This window comes from Kitasatospora sp. NBC_00458, from assembly GCF_036013975.1.
Classification (GTDB): domain Bacteria; phylum Actinomycetota; class Actinomycetes; order Streptomycetales; family Streptomycetaceae; genus Kitasatospora.
In genome coordinates, this window is record NZ_CP107904.1 from 1,370,939 (window position 1) to 1,388,146 (window position 17,208).

The following is a 17,208-nucleotide window of genomic DNA, read 5'->3' on the forward strand; positions in this document are numbered from 1 at the left end:
TGTGAATTCAACTGGGTGCGGCCACGGAAGTCCGCTTCCGTGGCCGCACTCTGAGTGTTCTCTCGGTTCACACGCGGGAGGGGGTCGTGTACCACGGCATGGTCAGAACGAGCCGGGTCCGCTGGGACGAGGTGGAGGCCGTGGAGACGGGCGTGGTCCCGGGCGCGCTCTTCAGCTCCCACTGCCCCGGGCTCAGGCTGTCCTCCGGCGGGGAACTGCACTTCCAGGCCTTGGCCGGTTTCGGTGAGCGGAACCGTCGGGTCGACCGGGCGACCTCGATGCTGGAACACGGGCTCAGGGAACACCGCGACGCCTCGGCCCAGCGAGGAAGGAAGTACCGGGATCTCTCCGCCTGACCGGTGACGCCGGCTTGGGAGTTCTGCCTGGCCGAATTCGAGAGGAGTGTAGATGACCTCGGCTTACGGTCCGCTTCGATGCGAGGCGGACTTCGCATGCCTCGACCTCCGTGACCAGGTCGGAAATTCGCTCATATTCGACCCGAATGGCATTCATAGTAGCGCGGGAGAGGGTTTTAGCTGGGAGGAGATAGGGTGGATCGAAATGGATATCCGGGAAATCGGTTTCAAGTCCTCGGCACTGAACATCGTCATGTTCCTCCTTACCGTCGGTGGCGGCCTCACCTATCGTGCCCCCGGGACCACGGAGTCCTGGATCCGTGTGCGGCCGGTGCAAGGCCCGCCGCGGACGTGGAAGTTCGCCGTGCCGGACCGATCCGCGGGTCGATGGAGCCCGGCGGCTCTGCGCCGGCTCATTCGTCGCCTTGAGAGCACCGGCAGACGGGCCCATCTGGGTTCGCCCGAATTAGCGGCCAGCCTCGACGCACTTCACCGGCTGCCCCGGTTCCCCTTCTGGAGGCGGAACCGCGCGGTGGACCGTATCGTCGACTCCATTCCGGCGCCGGACCGGGCGAAGTGACGGTGTGGAATTCAGGACGGCCGCCGGTTGGAGGACGGAGTCTTCGGCGTCTTTCCAACCGTTCGACTCTCGGGATTGACTGACCGGTGGAGGCCGATCCACCGGAGGAACCGGCCTGGACGACGAGGACGGAACATGCGGAAGCGGCGTACTCCGTGGGCACTCGCCTACCTCCTGATCGGACTGGTGTGCCTGCTGATCGCCGTCTCCGTGGCGGCTTCCGCCACCAGGGTCGACGAACTCATCCCCATCGTCCTCGCCGGGGTCCCGGGGCTGGTGCTGACGATCCGTGCCCCGATGTACGGCGTCTCCTTCGGGGATGCCGGGGTGAAGTACTCCGGGTTGCTCAACTCGCGTTCCTACACATGGTCCGAGGTCCGGGAAGTGCGGTCCGCCGTCGTCTCGGGGACGCTGTTCTCCTCCGACGTCCCCGAGCTGGTCCTTGCCTCGGGCAGGACCGACCAGCTGCCGGTTCTGGCCGGCTACGGGTGGGGAGCCGAGACGAACCTGCGAGTCGAGCAGCTCGTGGCCGAACTGGAGAAGGCGCGGACGTCCGCCGTTCCGTCCCGGCGGACGGGCAGCTGAGGAACGAGGAGGTGTAGGCCGGAACCCTCGACGACATGGAGGCGTCGGGGAAGACGATGCCGCACGGCAGAAGACAGGGGGATGGCAATGGAGCTGCACCACTCCGGACGGCCGAGGGACTGGCTCAATCCGGTGAAGACCCGACAGGCTTCCGCAGAGGTCGACACTCCGCTCGGTGCGGTCCGGATCCATCGTCGGCACTCCGGAGACCTGACGCCCTTCGGCGGGTACCTGGAACGCTGGACGTTCTCACTCGACGGGTCGGACGTCCTCTCCGTCGACGGCATGAGCAGCCCGGGATACCCCGCCCGCGGTCGGATCCGTCGTGGCCTCGGTCTCGAACTGCTAGGCCAGTCCGGCCGGTTGTGCGGATCGCGGCCTCTGAGGCCGAGCAGACGACACGTGACGCTGTCGGCCGGCGAGACACTTCGCAGGGCCCGTCCGGCCTGGCCGGGGCTCGTCGTCGTGGACGGGGGCGGCACCCCTCGCATCAGGTTCGACGGGGCGAGGTGGAGCTTCACCGCCCCGGAGGAGACCGACGTGGCTTTCGCCGCGCTGTTCGTCGCGGCGAGGCTGGACCCGTTCATGACCTCGCCGTTGCTGGAGATCCTCTGATCCCGATCCGGCCCACGGAAGGAGCCGACCCGTGTCCCGTGCCCGGGGCCGGCGCCGACGTGGTGTCGGCGCCGGCCCCGGCGCGGGATATGGCGATATCTCAGATGCCGTCCGCACGGAGGTCGTTGATCGCCTCCCAGAGCATCCTGGGGGTGCGGAACATGTCGACGACCTGGAAGTCGTCGGGGAAGACGATGTCGTAGAGCTGCTCGACGGCGACCATCAGGCCGACGGTGGCCATCGAGTTCAGCCCGGCGTCGGCGAGGGGGACGTCCGGTTCGAGCTCGCCCTCGAAGGAGGCGGCGGTGAGGACGTCGCGCAGGAGGCCCTCGAAGCCGTCGTCCCACGGCAGTTCGTCCGTCCCGTCGGCGGTCGGCGTGGCGGTCGGCTCGGGCAGGCGGTCCTCGTCGACCGTGCCGGACGCGGTCAGCGGCCACTCGTCGACCACCACCAGGGCGTCCGGGATGAGGTGGCGCGGCAGCCTGCGTTCGGCGAGCGCCCGGCGGACCTCGTCCGGCGTGAACTCCTCGGTCGCGGTGCGCACGTAGCCGAGAAGGCGCGGCGCGGACTGCGCCGGGTCCTGGCGGACCAGTACCCGGCAGTCCCGTACCGACGGGTGGAGTCCGAGCAGTTCGCCGGTCCGGTGCGGGCTTCCGACCGGGCCGAGCGGCTCCAGCCGCCCGCTGCGGCCGAGCCGGGCCAGCCGGCCGGTCCGGTGGGGCCGGCTGCCGGGGGCGTCCGGGTCGTCGACGCAGAGCTCGCCGACCACGCCGACCGGCAGCCGGCGCAACCGGTCGTCGGCGATCCGCAGGGCCAGGCCGTGAGCGGGCCTGCCGTCGAAGGCGACCGGGCCGACCAGTCCGTCGGCGCCGAGGACGTCGATCACCCTGGCCCGGGAGCGCAGGCCGGCGGCCGGGGCCGGACCGGCGTGGACGTCGCCGCCGAGGAGCACGGTGACCGGCTGCGGGGCGGGGTCGAGGACGCGCTCCGCGACCAGCGGGGTCGTCCACAGGTGCGTCACCCGCCCGCCCTCGATGTGGTCCCGCATCTCGGGGACCGACTCGGGCAGCGGGGCGGTGGTGAGGACGGCGCAGGCGCCGGAGGTGAGCGCGGCGAGCACTTCGACCAGCCCGGCGGAGGTCACCGGCGGCGCGGCGCAGAGCCAGGAGGAGCCCCGGCCGGATCCGGCGCCGCGCGCGTCGAGTTCGGTCCGGACGCGGTGCAGGGCGCGGGCGAGGGCGTGGTGCGTCACGGCCGCGCCGGGGGCTCCGGGGGTGCCGGGCAGGACGCAGGCGGTGTCCCCGGTGATCACCGCGGGCTGGGCGAGGACCGGCAGGACCGGCAGGGCGGGCAGGTCGGGACCGCCGGAGGCGTCCGGTGCGAGGCCGAAGCAGGCGCCGAGGCGCCAGACGGCGAGGACGGCGGCGACCGTGTCGGGGCCGCGTTCGGGGGCGACCGCGACCAGTGAGCCCGGGCCGGCGCCGCGGTCGCGCAGGCCCCGGGCGATCTCCTCGGCCCGGGCGTCGAGCTGCCGGTAGTCGGTCACCCGGTCTCCGTGCCGGAGCGCGGGGTCGTCAGGGTGCGCGGCGAGGACCCGGGCGAAGGCCTCGGTGACGGTCTCCGGCCGGTTGTCCGTCCGGTCCTTCACGAGGCCCTTCGTCAGGCCCTTCGTGAGGCCGTCGGCCGGGTCCGTCGTGCGGTCCGGAGCAAGCTGGTCCGGAGCAAGCTGGTCCGGAGCGAACTGGTCCGGCGCAGGCCACTCCGGAACCCGCAGGTCCAGGACCCGCAGGCTCTCCCGTTCCCGGGCCGGCAGGCAGTCCGCCCGGGCGTCGCCCTCCGGGCCGAGGGCCATCCGCTCCAGGACCGCCCGGTAGAGGGCGGTGAGCCGGACGGCGGCGGCCCGGCTGAGCCGGTGGCTGGTCGTGTTGAGCTTGAGGATCCCCGAGATGGTGAAGACGTGCAGCGCGAACTCGTTGTCGTTGTCGTTGTACGTCGCGTCCTCGTCGATCAGGCTCTTGTCGACCTGGCGGAAGTCCAGGTAGTTGAAGAAGACGTCCAGCAGCCGGCCGCCGGGGCCGAACTCCTGCTGGATGACCTGCATCGGGAAGACCCGGTGCGGCCAGAGCCCGGTGAGGCCGTCGTAGACCGCCTTGACCAGTCCGCCCCAGGTGCGCGCCCCGGTGGGCATCGCGAACGGCAGCGTGTTGAGGTACATGCCGAGGACCCGGTCGGCGCCCAGGACCTCGGGCCGCGTGTCGCAGACCAGCCCGGTGTAGAAGTCCTCGGTCGCCGCGACCGCGCTCATCACCTTCATGTGGGCGGCCAGCAGCACCGCCTTCATGGAGGTGCCGGTCTCGCTCGCGAGTCGCCGCAGGTCGTCCTCCAGGTCGCGGAAGTCCAGCATGTGCTGGTACCGCTCGCGGGCGAGCGCCCGGTCGCCCTGCCAGGCGGTCGGTACGGCGGTGCCGGTCCGGCCCTCGACGACGCCGCGCCAGTAGGCGCGGTGCTCCTCCGACTCGCGGGCCGCCGCCTCGGCGGCGACGTGGTCCGCGTACCGGAAGGGCACCGGCTCGGGCTCGGCGGGGGTGCGGCCCGCGCGCAGCTCGTAGTAGCCGGTGAGGATCTCCATCAGCATCGTGTGGAAGCTGAAGCCCTCCAGGATGGGGTGGCACTCCGTGATGGTGATCCACCACTCCTTGGCGTCCTCGGCGCGGTGGCCGTGGACGCGGATCAGGGGTGCGGCGGCGGTGTCCATCGGGTTGCGGCGCTCGCCGGCCGCGTACTCCTCCAGGGCGGGCCGCCAGCCGCCCGGGCCGAGGACGCCGTGGTCGGTGACGCCGACGTCGATCCGGGCGGTGCGGTGGACGAGTTGGAGCGGCACCGAGTAGCGGTTCAGGTCGAAGCCGGTCCGCAGCACCTCGTGCCGGTCGACGACCAGTTGGGCGGCCTGCTGGAGGGCGGCGTGGTCGAGCGACTCCTCGTCGCGGACCAGGTAGGAGGTGGTGTCCTGGTAGGTGTTGACGTCGGGCCGGGCGCGCAGCTCGATGAGCATGCCGAGCTGGGTCGCGGTGAGCGGGTAGGCGTCCACCGTGCCGGACGGCAGGGCGGCGCGGTCCGCGGGGGACAGCTGGGCGAAGGGGGCGAGCGGGACGGGCTGGTCCGGCCCGGTGCCGGCGGTCTGCTCCGCGCACCACTCGGCCAGTTCCTCGATGCTCTGGTAGGCGAAGATGTCGGTGGCCGACACCTCCAGGCCCTCCGCGCGGAGCCGGCCGGAGAGGGCGACGGCGCGCAGCGAGTCCCCGCCGACGTCGAAGAAGTTGTCCTGCGGTCCGACGGCGTCGAGCTCCAGGACCTCGGCCCAGATCCGGTGCAGCGTCTCGGTGAGCGCGGCCGTGGAGCGGGCGCCGCCCGGGGTCGGCCCGGTGGTACCCGGGCCGGGGGCCACCGCCGCCGGCTCCGCGGCGGGCTGGACCCCGGGCCGCGCGGACGACCCGCCGGGGGCCGGCAGCGGCGCCAGCGGGTCGCGCACCAGGGCGTCGAGCAGCGGCTCCCAGGCCGCCGCCCAGCCCTGGACGGTGGCCTCGTCGAGCACCGCCGCGGCGTACTCCAGCCGGACGACGAAGCGTCCGTCGTCGGTGGCGGCGACGTGCATGTTCAGGTCGAACTTGGCGTCGGGCGCGACGCCGGAGCCGGTCCGCTCGACCGTCAGGCCGGGCAGCCGGAAGCCGCCGTCCTCACCGGCCGCCTCCATGTCGAAGGCGGCCTGGAACAGCGGGTTGCCGTCGAGGCCGCGGGCCGGGTTCACCTCGTCGACGACCCGCTTGAACGGCACGAACCGGTGGTCGAAGGCGTCGAGGACGCCCTCCCTGATCCGGGCGACCACGTCCGTGAAGTTCTGCCCGGCGGTGTGCCGCGTGCGGACGACGACCGTGTTGACGGTGTACCCGAGGAGCCCGTCCAGGTCAGGCGTCCGGGTCGAGACCGGGAGGCCCACCGCGACGTCGTCGCTGCCGGTCAGCCGGGCGAGCATCACGTGGTAGGCCGCCAGCAGCACCATGAAGGGGGTGGCCCGGCCGGCCGAGGCGAGGGCGCGGACGCCGGCGGCGGTCGCCGGCGCGACCGTCAGCTCGACCAGGCCGCCGCGCCGGTCGGCGCGGGCCGGACGCGGCCGGTCCAGCGGGAGCGGCAGGTCGCGGACGTCCTTGAGGGTGTCCCGCCAGTACGTCAGGTGCGTGCGGAGCGCGGCGTCGGTGGTCCTGGCCCGCTCCCGCGCCGCGAAGTCGGCGTACTGGACGGGTGGTTCGTCGAGGCCGGCGGGCGTCCCGGCGCTCTCCTCCCCGTAGAGCGCCGCCAGCTCCGCCACGATCACCTGGTAGGAGTCCTCGTCGGCGGCGATGTGGTGGATGTTGACGACCATCAGGTGGACGTCCGGACCGAGCGCGATCAGGGTGACGCGGACCGGCTGGTGCCGGGTCAGGTCGAAGGGCCGGCGCCGTTCCCACTCGGCGATCTGCCGAGCGCGCTCCTCGCGGTCCGCGGCCGGGTACGCGGCCGCGGACGCGGCCGCGGACGCGGCCGGGCCGTCGGTGAGGTCCTCGACCGGATCCTCGACGAGGTCCTCGGTCGGCTCCTCGGCGAGGTCGACGACGCGCAGGGCGAACGGCCCGGGCGGGTCGACGATCTGGTGGGGCTCGTCGTCGATCTGCTGGTAGCGGGTCCGGAGGATCTCGTGGCGGGTCACCAGGCGCTCCCAGGCGCGGCGCAGCGCCTCGGTGTCGAGTGGCCCGGTGAGCCGGAGCGTCCAGGTCATCAGGTAGGCGCGGCTGGTGGGGGCGAGCTGGTGCAGCAGCCACATCTGCTGCTGGCCGGAGGAGAGCGGCAGCGGGTGGCTGCGGTCGGCCCGCTCGACCGTCGGCCGTGCCGGTGACGGTGCGGCCGCCATCACACGTCCTTCCCGTTCGATTCGGCGTGCTGGTCGGGGGTGCCGGCGGACTCCCGCAGGAGTACCTCGACCTCCCCGGCGAGGTCGGTCGCCGTCGGCCGGTCGAAGAAGGCGCGCATGGACACCTCCACGCCGAAGGCGGTCTGGACGTTCCAGAGCAGGCGGGCGGCGAGCAGCGAGTTGCCGCCGTGGGTCATGAAGTCGTCGTCGGGCCCGGCCTCCGGCAGTTCCAGCAGGTCGCGGACGAAGCCGAGGACCCTCTCCAGCCTGTCGGCCGCGGTGTCCGCGCCCGCTCCGGGTGCGGCTGCGGCTGCCGTCGCCCCGGGTACCACCGTCGCCCCTGCCGACTCCGTCATCCCCGTGCTCTCCGTCGTGTCGGTTGTCTCGATTGTCTCGGTCGTGTCGGCCGTGCCGGTCGTGTCAGCCGTGCCGGTCGTTTCAGTCGTTCCGGTCGCCACCGTCGCGTCCGTCGCGTCCGTCGCGTCCGGTTCGTCCAGGCCGGGTGCGCCGATCTCGGCCCCCGGGTCGGCGGCGAACCGCTCGGCCAGGTTGCGCAGCCGCCCGGCGAGGTCGGCCGCCACTGCCTCGTCGTAGAGCGCGGAGGAGTACTCCAGGGCTCCCCCGTAGCTCCCGTCGGGGTACGGCCAGAGCGTGAGCGCGAGGTCCGTGCGGGACACCGTCCAGGCCCGGCCGAGGAGTTCGAGGTCCCGGCCGCGCGGCACCTGCCCGATCTCCGCGTCGCCGGTGAGGGCGAGGAGGTTCTGGAACAGCGGGGTGCGGGAGAGTTCGCGGGTCGGGGCGACGGCGTCGGCGACGGCCTCGAACGGCGCCGCGTGCCGGGCGAAGGCCTCCCGGCAGGTCTCCTCGACGACGGCCAGCGCCTCCTCGAAGGGCAGGTCCGGGGTGAGCCCGGGCCGCAGGACCACGGTGTTGAGGAAGAGGCCGACCAGTCCGTGCAGTTCGGGGCGCACCCGCCCGGCGTGCGGGGAGCCGGTCCCGAAGTCCCACTGGTCGGCGGTTCGCGCGAGGGCGATCGTCCAGAGCGTCAGGAACACCACGTACGGGGTCGCCCCGTTCCGGCGGCCGAGCGCGAGCAGGGCCTCGACGGACGGCGCCGGCAGGTCGACGACCACGCCCGAGCCGTCGATGCGGCGCTGCTCCGCGCGCTCGCGGGCGCTCGGGAGCTCCAGTGCGGGCAGGTCGGCCAGGGTCTCGCGCCAGTAGGCGAGTTGCTCCTCCAGCAGGTCGTCCGTCAGCTGCCCCCTGAGCCAGGCGGCGGCGTCGACGTAGCGCAGCGGCGGCTCCGGCAGGGCCGGTTCGCGGCCCTCGCCGAGGGCCGCGACGGTCTCGCGCAGTTCCTGTTCCAGCAGCCGGGAGGACCAGCCGTCGCCGATGATGTGGTGGCAGACCAGCAGCAGCAGTTGCTCCGGCCCGCCGTCGCGCAGCAGGGCGGCCCGGAACAGCGGTGCGGCGGCCAGGTCGAAGCCCTCGCCGAGCTGTTCGGCGACGAGCTCGGCGACCCGGTCGGGAGTCGTCTCGACGGTGCGCAGCTTGACCGCGGCGGTGGCCGCGGGCTCGACGACGGCGGCCAGGCCCAGGCCGTCCATCACGTAGCGGGTGCGCAGTACCTCGTGCCGGTCCACCAGGCGGGCGAGTGCGTCCTCGACCAGGTCGGCGGGTACTTCGGCGGGCAGCCAGACGAGGACCGGGAGGAGGTACTCGCGGCTCCGGGGGGCCATCCGGTCGAGGACCCAGAAACGTTCCTGCGCGTGCGAGAGCGGCAACCGGGCGCCGGGCGGCAGCGCCTCCACCGGCTGTGCGGCGGAGGCCCGGGACAGCAGTTCGGCCTGCTGCCGCGCGGTCGACGCGTAGTGCAGGTCGCGCAGCTGCACGTCCAGCCCGGAGTCGCGGGTGAGTACGGCGGCGAGCCGGGTGAGCATCAGCGAGTGGCCGCCGAGGCGGAAGAAGTCGTCGTCGAGGCCGATCCCGTCGGTGTCGAGCAGCTGCCGCCAGGCCGCGAGCACGATCCGCTCCTCGGCGGTGTGCGGCTCCGGGGCCGGGGCGGCCGGGCGCGGGGCCCGTGACCAGTCGGGTTCGGGCAGCCGGGACCGGTCGGTCTTGCCACTGCTGGTGCGCGGCAGGGCGTCGGTCTCGGTGATCAGGGCCGGGACGAGGGCGGGGGGCAGCCGGTCGCGCAGGTGGGCGGCGAGGTCGCCGGCCGTGCCGGTCCGCGAGGTGACCACCCAGGCGACGAGGCGCCGGGTGCCGTCGGGTCCGTCGACCGCCCGGACGGCGGCCTCGACCACGTCGGGGTGGCTCTCCAGTGCCGCCTCGACCTCGCCGGGCTCGATCCGGACGCCGTTGACCTTGACCTGGTCGTCGGCCCGGCCGGCGAACTCCAGCGCGCCGTCGGGGCGGCGGCGGACCAGGTCGCCGGTGCGGAACATCCGGGCGCCGGGCGGGCCGGCGGCGTCCGGCAGGAAGCGTTCGGCGGTGCGGGCCGGGTCGCCGTGGTAGCCGCGGGCGACGCCGGGGCCGCACAGGTAGAGCTCGTACAGCGGCTCGCCACCGGCACTCGCCGCACCGTCACGGGCACCGACGCCGTCGGCGGCACCGGAACCGGCAGCGGCACCGTCAGCGGATCCGCCCCCGTCACCGTCCCCGGGCGGGAGGAGGAGCACCCGGGCGTTGTCGATCGGCTCGCCGATCGGGACGGCCCCGGTGAGCTGCGCGCGGTCGAAGCGCTGCGCCAGGGCGTCGATGGAGCACTCGGTGGGCCCGTAGGTGTTCCAGATCTCCACGTCGACCTGGTCGAGCACGCGCCGGCAGAGCTCCGCGTGCAGCGGCTCGCCCGCCGAGCAGACGGTCCGCAGGGTCGTGCAGGAGGCCAGACCGGGCTCGGCGGCCAGCAGGCGCAGCATCGTGGGGACGACCTGCACCACGGTGGCCCGCTGTTCGCGGATCGAGGCGACGAGTTCGGCGGCGTCGCGCCCCGCGTCGGGGCGGCCGAAGGTCACCGGGGCGCCGCAGACCAGCGGGCCGAAGATCTCCCAGCCGGCCGCGTCGAAGGTGAGCGGGGTCTTCTGCAGGACGCGGTCGTCCGCGCCGAGGCCCAGGGCCCGGACGCCCCACCGGACCCGGTTGGCGATGCCCGCGTGGTCGACGACGACGCCCTTGGGCGCGCCGGTGGAGCCGGAGGTGAAGATCACGTAGGCGGCCCGCAGCCCGGTGGCGGGCACCGCCGGGGTGTCCGGGTCCCCGGCGGCGAGCAGGTCGTCCACCGGGTGGGCGGTGGTCGCCGGGGCGAGCTCCGCGCCCCGGGCGGCCCAGGTCCGGTCGACGACCGTGAGGCGGGCCCCGGCCGCCTCGACCACCCGGCGCAGCCGGGCGGGCGGGGCGAAGGGGTCGAGCGGCAGGTAGCAGGCGCCGGCCAGCCAGACGCCGAGCAGCGTCCCCACCAGCTGCGGCCCGGGGGCCATCAGCACGGCGACGACCGACTCGGGTCCGGCGCCGAGCCCGGCGAGGGCGCCGGCGACCCGCCGGGCCGTGTGCTCCAGCTCGCGGTAGGAGAGCTCCCCGGTCCCGCCGAGGACCGCGGGGGCGTCGGGGTGTTCCCGGGCGCGGTCCAGGAAGAGCTCCGGCAGCAGGCGGTTCATCGGCTACCTCGCCTCGCTCTGCGCGGCGGGCCGCCCGCCGCGGACGCTGAGCGGACGCAGGTCCGTCCAGACCGCGGTGATGTGGGCCAGGCACTGCCGGCGGTCCCCGGTGAAGCCGGCGGCCCGCCAGCCCTCCGGCGGTTCGCGGTCCGCGTCCCAGATCGAGTACTGCTCCTCCTGGTTGACCACTACTTGGTACGTCCTGTCCGCAGCCGTGTCGCTCACCGGATCCTGCTTTCCTGAGTGCTTTCGGGTACGTGGGGTGGCGGGTCGCGGGCCGGTGGGCGGCGCGACGCCGCGCGGGTCAGAGGCCTGCCTGCAGCGCGCGGGTGTCGACCTTGCCGTTGGCGGTCAGCGGGATCTCGCCGACGACCCGGAACTCGGCGGGCACCATGTACGCGGGCAGGTCCCCGGCCAGGTCGGCCCGGACCCGGGCGACGTCGACGCCGCCGACGCCGCCGGGGGTGCCGTCACCGGCGCCCTCGGCGGGGACGAGGAACGCGGCCAGCCGCTGGGCCCCGGAGGGTCCGGGGACGGCGATCACCACGGCCTCGCCGATCTCCGGACGGCGCTGCAGCACGGCGCGGATCTCGCCCGGTTCCACCCGGTACCCGCGGATCTTCACCTGGTGGTCGGTGCGGCCGAGGAACTCCAGTTCGCCCCGGCGCCAGCGGCCCCGGTCGCCGGTGCGGTACAGGCGCGAGCCCGGCGGCCCGTAGGGGTCGGGCACGAAGCGCTCCGCGGTGAGCGCGGGGGCCCCCAGGTACCCGCGGGCCACCCCGGCGCCGCCGACGTAGACCTCGCCGGGCACGCCCTCGGGGACGGGTTCGAGCCGGTCGTCGAGGACGTACATCGTGGTGTTGGGGATCGGCCGGCCGAGCGGGACCAGGCCGTCGGCCGGCAGCTCGGTGGTGACCTGGCCGGAGTTGCCGACGGTGATCTCGGTCGGGCCGTACTCGGTGGCCACCGGGGTCCCACCCGGACCGGCCAACTCCTGCCAGCGCCGGGCGAGTTCGGTCGGGAACGCGTCTCCGGCGGCGATCACCAGCCCGGCCAGGCCGTGCGCCTCCTCGGGTTCGAGGTCGGTGCTCAGCAGGTTCAGGTGGCCCGGCGTCATCTTGATGAAGCTGTAGGGCGCGCCGTCGACCAGGAGCGCGCCGAGGTCGGCCGGGTCGAGCGGGTCGGGCAGCAGGTCCACCCGCTGTCCGACGACCAGCGGCGTGTAGAGGCTCGGGACGCCCAGGTCGAAGCCGATCGAGCTGAAGTGCGGCGAGCCGCCGGTGCCCCGGGCGGCGTACTCCAGGGCCGTCCAGAGCACGTAGTTGGCGAGGCCCGCGTGGTGCACCATGACGCCCTTGGGCGCGCCGGTGGAGCCGGAGGTGTAGATGACGTACGCGAGGTCGGCCGGGCCGGAGGGGACGTCGACGAGGTCCGACGGCAGCGCGTCGATCACCGCGTGCTCCCGGTCCAGCAGGACGAACGCGCCGTCGTCGAGCACGCCGCCCGGGCCGCCGTCAGGTGCGGCGGTACCCTCGGCGCCGCTCCCGGCGGGGTCCGCGGGGGCGAACAGCGGGCGGTGCTCGGAACGGGTGACCACCAGCGGGCAGCCGGCGGCGGCGACCATCGCGCGCAGCCGCTGGGCGGGCAGGTCCGGGTCGAGCGGCAGGTAGGCCGCACCGGTCTTCCACACCCCGAGGAGGGTCGGCAGCAGGTCGGCCCCGTGCCGGAGGCAGACGCCGACGAGGGTCCCCGGCCGCACGCCGCGGTCGAGCAGGCGGCGGGCCACCCGGTTGGAGCGCAGGTCGAGTTCGCGGTAGCCGAGCGTCCGCCCGTCGGCCCGGACGGCGGGCGCGTCGGGCGTCCGGGCCGCCTGCCGACGGAAGAGCCCGAGGACGCCGACGGGTTCGCGCGGGACGCTCCGGCCGAGCGCCCAGCGGCGCAGTACGGCGTGCCGTTCGCCGTCCGGCAGGACGGCGGCCACCGCGTCGCCCTCCGGTGCCGCGGCCATCGCCTCCAGGACCCGGCGGTACATCACGGCCAGCCGGTCCAGGTCGGCGGCGGACAGGTGGCCGTCGGCGCGCAGGACCAGGGTCCGGCCGTCGACGCCGACCCGCAGCCCGTGGCCGTGGGCCGGGCCGTCCGGCTCGTCCGGCTTGCCGAGGTCCGCCGCGTCGGCGGCGAACAGCACGTGGTCGGTGAGCGGCGCGGTGCCGTCCTTCGGCGCGACGGCCGGCGGCAGGGCGCGGACGGCGGCCGCGGCCAGTCCGACCAGGTCCCGCCAGGTCCGCGCGGCGCCGGGCCGCACGGTGAGGCTGCGCACCTCGGGGCCGTGCGCCCCGGTGCCCTGCTCCCCCGGACCGTGCTCCGCGGAACCGTGCTCCCCCGTGTCGGCGCCGCTCCAGAGCACGTCCGTGCTGAATTCGGCCTCCTCGACGAGGGTGCCGAGGACCTTCACGTGGGCCGCGACCATCACGGCCGTCGGACCGGCGCCCGCCGCGGCGGCGAGCTCGTCCAGGGCGGCGGCCAGGTCGTCGTAGCGGACCTCGGCCCGGTGGGCCGTCGCCTCGCCCCGGTCCGCGCGCCACGCGTTGGGCAGCCTGACGTATCCGGCGCTCACGCCGTGTCCTCCCGTTCCAGCAGCCGCCGGGCGATCCGCCCGATCAGCGGGCCCGCGTCGTTCAGGATGTAGTGGCCCGCGTCCAGCAGGTGCAGGGTGAACTCGCCGCTCGTCTCGCTGCTCCAGGCGGCCATCGACAGCGCGTCCACGAACTCGTCGCGGCGGCCGCCGACGACGGTGACGGGCAGGTCCAGCGGCGGTCCCTGGGTGTACTCCAGGGTCTCGACGAGCTGGTAGTCGGCCCGGAGGATGCGCTCGAACATGGCCATCAGGTCCTGGTCGCCCAGGACCTGTTCGGCCATTCCGCCGTACTTGACGACGCGGGCCAGCAGTTCGGCGCGCGGCAGCCGGTGCAGCGGCGGGTCCTCGACCGTCCGCACCCGCGGCCCCTCCGCGGAGGAGACCACCAGCTCGGCCGGCGCGGGCGCGCCCACGGCGGCCAGCCGGCGCACCAGTTCGGTGGCCGGCACGCTGCCGGAGCAGTGGCCGACCACCGCGTACGGCAGGTCGAGCAACGGCGTGAGCTGCGGCACGAGTTCGTCGAGCAGGGCGTGCCCGTCGGTGAGCAGGGCCTCCCGCACCCGGTTCTCGCGGCCGGGCGGCCGGACCGCGCACAGGTCGGCCTCCGGCGGCAGGTGGTCGAGCCAGGGTTTGAACGCGGCGGCGCCGGCGCCGACGTGCGGGAAGCAGATGATCCGCAGCGCGGGCCGCTCCGGGGGCCTCAGCCGGGCGATCACCCGGGCGGCCGCTGCACTGGTGGTACCGCCGTTCATACGTCGAGTGCCTTCCTCATCGTCTCGGCCACCTGCGGGTCGCGGATGACGGCCAGGGGGGATTCGAGCCCGTGGTCGAGCCGGTGGACGCCCGGCGGCTCGGCCGCGTCCGCCCACGCGCGTTCGGCCGGATGCGGCTCCGTGCCGTCCAGGAACAGGACCGCCGGACCGCCGTACGGCTCGTACGCGTAGGCCCGGACGGCCAGGTCGAGCCGGGCCCAGGCGAGTTGGAGCCGGGGGAGGTCCGCGGGCCGGACCTCGTCGTCGTACCAGCCCGCCTCGGCGGTCCGGTCGTGGATCTCGGCGAGGCTCTCGTCACCGGTGAGCCCGAACCGGCCGGCGAGCAGGGCCAGCCGACGGCCGAGCAGGTCGTCGAGGGCGGTCGGGGGCTCGTCCGGACCGGCGGGCGGCTCGCCGACGGACCGGCCCGCGGGCGGCGCGCCGACGGGCGGGCCGACCAGGGCCAGCAGCGCCACCTCGGCGCCCAGCGCGCGCAGCCTCCGGGCCAGGTCGAAGGCGACCACCGCGCCGTGGCCGAAGCCGGCCAGCCGGTAGGGGCCGTCGGGTCGTCGTCCGCGGAGGTCCGCGAGCAGCCGTTCCGCGACCTCCCCGACGCTCCCGAACGGCGGGACCGGGCCGCGGGCGCCCGGGAGGGCGTAGCCGTGGGCGGCGCGGCCGCCGGTCCACTGGGCGACCGCCGCGCGCTCGGCGGCCGCATGGCGGTCCGAGTGCACGACGAACAGCGGCCCGGCCGGGTCGTCCACGGCGTCCGGCACCGGCTCGGCGGCCGGGGCGGTACCCGGAGCCGGCTCGGCGTCCACGCCGGTGTCCGCCGCCGGCCAGCCGCCCGCGGCGACGATCGGCTCCGGCCGGGCGTCCGCCGCGGTCCAGGCGGAGGCGGACACGGCGTCCGCCGCCTCCGGGCCGAGGACGAGGGCCTGCGGCAGGACGGCCGGAGTGCCGCGCGGCGCGGCGCCGCCGAGGGTCAGGTGCTCGGCCAGCCGGGCGGGCGTCGGGTGGCGCAGCGCCGCCGAACTCCGGACCTGGAGGCCGCGTTCCCGGGCGGCGGCGACGATCGCGGTGATCGCCAGCGAGTCGCCGCCCAGGTCGAAGAAGTCGTCGTACGGCGAGACCGCGCGCCCGAAGTGCGCGCTCCACAGCTCGCACAGCAGGCGCTCGACGGCGTGGCAGCCGAGCGGGGCCGCGGCACCGGGAGCGCGGCCGGCGCGGCGGGCGTCCGCCGGTGGGGGCGGAGGTATTCGGGTCCGAAAGTTCGGCTGCACGGCAAGGCTCCGTCTCCTGGATCGAGCTTGCCGGAAAGCCTGCTTTCCGCGCCCGCTCCAGGACAGGCATCGGGCAGGCAAGTTACCCGCCCCCAATTGCCGGTCGGCTGCCTGGAGCCGGTGCGACGTGCCGGAAAGAATCGCCATCGGTCGCCGCACGGCGATTGTGCATTCCGCGGCGACTCTCATCCGAGAGGACAGGCCCCGGTCGCCTCAAGGGTATTCCGACGAGGAGAACCAGCGTGACCTCAACCATGGCGAGCACCAATACCGACCACCGCGGAGACACCTCCGTACTCGAACTCACCGCCGGCGAGCGGGCCGAACTGGAGGCGCTGGCGGGCCGGCTGGCGCAGACCGGCCCGGGCCTCGTCGACGACCCCGGCTGGCAGGCCGCGGCCCGCGCGGAGAGCTGCCGGCTGCCCGACCGGATCAGCCGGACGGTCCGCACGTTCCGTCACGATGCCGGAACCGCGGGCACCTTGACGATCAGCAACCTTCCGCTGGCTCCGGACCGGCTGCCGCCCACCCCGACCGTCCCGGACTCGGTGGAGCGCCGGACCACGCTCCCGGCCGCCCTGGCGGTGCTGCTCGGCAGCGAGCTCGGGACGGTCATCGCCTACCGCGACGAGAAGTTCGGCGCACTCGTCCAGAACGTCGTCCCGGTGCCGACGCTCGCGGACTCCCAGAGCAACGGCGGATCGGTGCAGCTGGAGTTCCACACCGAGAACGCCTTCCATCCCCACCGCCCCGACTACGTCGGGCTGTTGTGCCTGCGTCCCGCGCACGAGGACCAGGTCGGCACCCAGGTCGCCTCGATCCGGCACGCCCTGCCGCTGCTCGACGAGGAGGCCCGGGCAGTCCTGCGGGAGGCGCGCTTCATGACCGAGGCGCCGCCGTCCTTCCACGAGGCGGGGCTCTCCAGCCCGCACCCCGTGCTCGGCGGCGCGCCGGAGGACCCGGACATCTGCGTCGACTTCCACGCCACCCGGGCGCTGGACGAACGCGCCGAGAAGTCCCTGGCGCAGCTGCGCGAGGCGCTGGTCGAGGTCCGGTCCGACGTCGTGCTCCGCCCCGGGGACATGATCTTCGTGGACAACCGGCTGGTCGTCCACGGCCGGGTCGCGTTCTCACCCCGCTACGACGGCAACGACCGCTGGCTGCACCGGGTCTTCGTCCACCTGGACCACCGCCGCAGCCGCCGGTTCCGCCCCGACAACGGGCCCGTGCTGACCTGACGGCCCCGACGCCCGGCCGGTACCGGGCTCCCGCCGGGCACGGCCGGGGGCCCGGTACCGGCGCGGTCCGGGGCGGAACGGTGCGGAACGGGACGGCGCGGAACGGGACGCCGCCGGACGGAGCACGGCCCGCACCGAACCGCGCCGCCCGCACCGCACCGCACCGGCGCCCGCCCACCGCGGGGACGCCCCCGACCACGGCGAATAGCCGTTCCATACCGCTCCCATACCGCCTCCGAATCAGGCGTTCCTAGGTTCGGGACCGCCGACGGAAACGCCGGTGCCGCTCCCCGGGCGCACCACCGGTCGCACCACCGGCCGGGCCCGGGGGGCGGTACCCGGCCGGCACGGCACCCCGGCGGTCTCCCTGACGGCCGCCCGGGGCGCCGCACCGGCACGTCCCGGCGGCCCGGCGGATCCGTCGCATCCGGCACATCCGGCACATCAGGCACATCCGTCGTACCCGTCACACCCGCAAGTACCCGACGCACCTCCGCAGTGCCCCCGCAGTCCCGTCGCGACCTGGCCGACCCGACCCCGACCCGACCCACCGCGACCCACCG

11 protein-coding genes are annotated in these 17,208 nt (G+C 74.7%); 5 read left to right on the forward strand and 6 right to left on the reverse strand.

Annotated features, from left to right (window positions below):
• Positions 1-98 precede the first annotated feature (98 nt).
• From OG550_RS04675 to OG550_RS04690, 4 genes are all read left to right on the forward strand, one after another.
• Positions 99-356: a hypothetical protein gene (locus tag OG550_RS04675; RefSeq protein ID WP_327674816.1), complete on the forward strand. Its 258-nt coding sequence runs from the start codon at positions 99-101 to the stop codon at positions 354-356.
• A 205-nt stretch (positions 357-561) separates the two neighbouring features.
• A complete protein-coding gene (locus OG550_RS04680; protein WP_327674817.1) occupies positions 562-936 on the forward strand; it encodes a hypothetical protein in 375 nt (124 codons plus the stop codon).
• 135 nt (positions 937-1,071) lie between these two features.
• Complete coding sequence (locus tag OG550_RS04685; protein ID WP_327674819.1) at positions 1,072-1,521, forward strand: hypothetical protein; 450 nt, start codon at positions 1,072-1,074, stop codon at positions 1,519-1,521.
• An 87-nt stretch (positions 1,522-1,608) separates the two neighbouring features.
• A complete protein-coding gene (locus OG550_RS04690; RefSeq protein WP_327674821.1) occupies positions 1,609-2,136 on the forward strand; it encodes a hypothetical protein in 528 nt (175 codons plus the stop codon).
• Positions 2,137-2,236: 100 nt separating this feature from the next.
• On the opposite strand, the gene OG550_RS04695 is transcribed toward OG550_RS04690, so the two are convergent.
• The 6 genes from OG550_RS04695 to OG550_RS04720 form a co-directional block, all read right to left on the reverse strand.
• Positions 2,237-7,078: a condensation domain-containing protein gene (locus OG550_RS04695; RefSeq protein WP_327674822.1), complete on the reverse strand. Its 4,842-nt coding sequence runs from the start codon at positions 7,076-7,078 to the stop codon at positions 2,237-2,239.
• The gene (locus tag OG550_RS04700) at positions 7,078-10,734 is read right to left on the reverse strand and encodes a condensation domain-containing protein (RefSeq protein WP_327674824.1); all 3,657 of its coding nucleotides are present in this window, start codon (positions 10,732-10,734) and stop codon (positions 7,078-7,080) included. Before OG550_RS04700 ends, OG550_RS04695 begins: the two co-directional genes overlap by 1 nt.
• A gap of 3 nt (positions 10,735-10,737) precedes the next feature.
• The gene (locus OG550_RS04705) at positions 10,738-10,959 is read right to left on the reverse strand and encodes an MbtH family protein (protein WP_327674826.1); all 222 of its coding nucleotides are present in this window, start codon (positions 10,957-10,959) and stop codon (positions 10,738-10,740) included.
• A gap of 79 nt (positions 10,960-11,038) precedes the next feature.
• Complete coding sequence (locus OG550_RS04710) at positions 11,039-13,351, reverse strand: amino acid adenylation domain-containing protein (RefSeq protein ID WP_327674828.1); 2,313 nt, start codon at positions 13,349-13,351, stop codon at positions 11,039-11,041.
• Positions 13,348-14,124, reverse strand: coding sequence for a thioesterase II family protein (locus tag OG550_RS04715; protein ID WP_327674830.1), 777 nt, complete (start codon positions 14,122-14,124; stop codon positions 13,348-13,350). The genes OG550_RS04710 and OG550_RS04715 overlap by 4 nt, the downstream gene beginning before the upstream one ends.
• Positions 14,121-15,407, reverse strand: a complete 1,287-nt coding sequence (locus OG550_RS04720) for a thioesterase domain-containing protein (RefSeq protein WP_327674832.1) — start codon at positions 15,405-15,407, stop codon at positions 14,121-14,123. The genes OG550_RS04715 and OG550_RS04720 overlap by 4 nt, the downstream gene beginning before the upstream one ends.
• A 242-nt stretch (positions 15,408-15,649) precedes the next feature.
• Between OG550_RS04720 and OG550_RS04725 the strand changes: the two genes are divergently transcribed.
• Positions 15,650-16,645, forward strand: a complete 996-nt coding sequence (locus OG550_RS04725) for a TauD/TfdA family dioxygenase (protein WP_327674834.1) — start codon at positions 15,650-15,652, stop codon at positions 16,643-16,645.
• Positions 16,646-17,208 lie beyond the last annotated feature (563 nt).

What these genes read in the sequence shown, in the direction of transcription:
- OG550_RS04675 (WP_327674816.1), top strand. Translation starts at nt 99, where the DNA reads ATGGTCAGAACGAGCCGGGTCCGCTGGGACGAGGTGGAGGCCGTGGAG.
- OG550_RS04680 (WP_327674817.1), top strand. Translation starts at nt 562, where the DNA reads ATGGATATCCGGGAAATCGGTTTCAAGTCCTCGGCACTGAACATCGTC.
- OG550_RS04685 (WP_327674819.1), top strand. Translation starts at nt 1,072, where the DNA reads ATGCGGAAGCGGCGTACTCCGTGGGCACTCGCCTACCTCCTGATCGGA.
- OG550_RS04690 (WP_327674821.1), top strand. Translation starts at nt 1,609, where the DNA reads ATGGAGCTGCACCACTCCGGACGGCCGAGGGACTGGCTCAATCCGGTG.
- OG550_RS04695 (WP_327674822.1), bottom strand. Translation starts at nt 7,078, where the DNA reads ATGGCGGCCGCACCGTCACCGGCACGGCCGACGGTCGAGCGGGCCGAC.
- OG550_RS04700 (WP_327674824.1), bottom strand. Translation starts at nt 10,734, where the DNA reads ATGAACCGCCTGCTGCCGGAGCTCTTCCTGGACCGCGCCCGGGAACAC.
- OG550_RS04715 (WP_327674830.1), bottom strand. Translation starts at nt 14,124, where the DNA reads ATGAACGGCGGTACCACCAGTGCAGCGGCCGCCCGGGTGATCGCCCGG.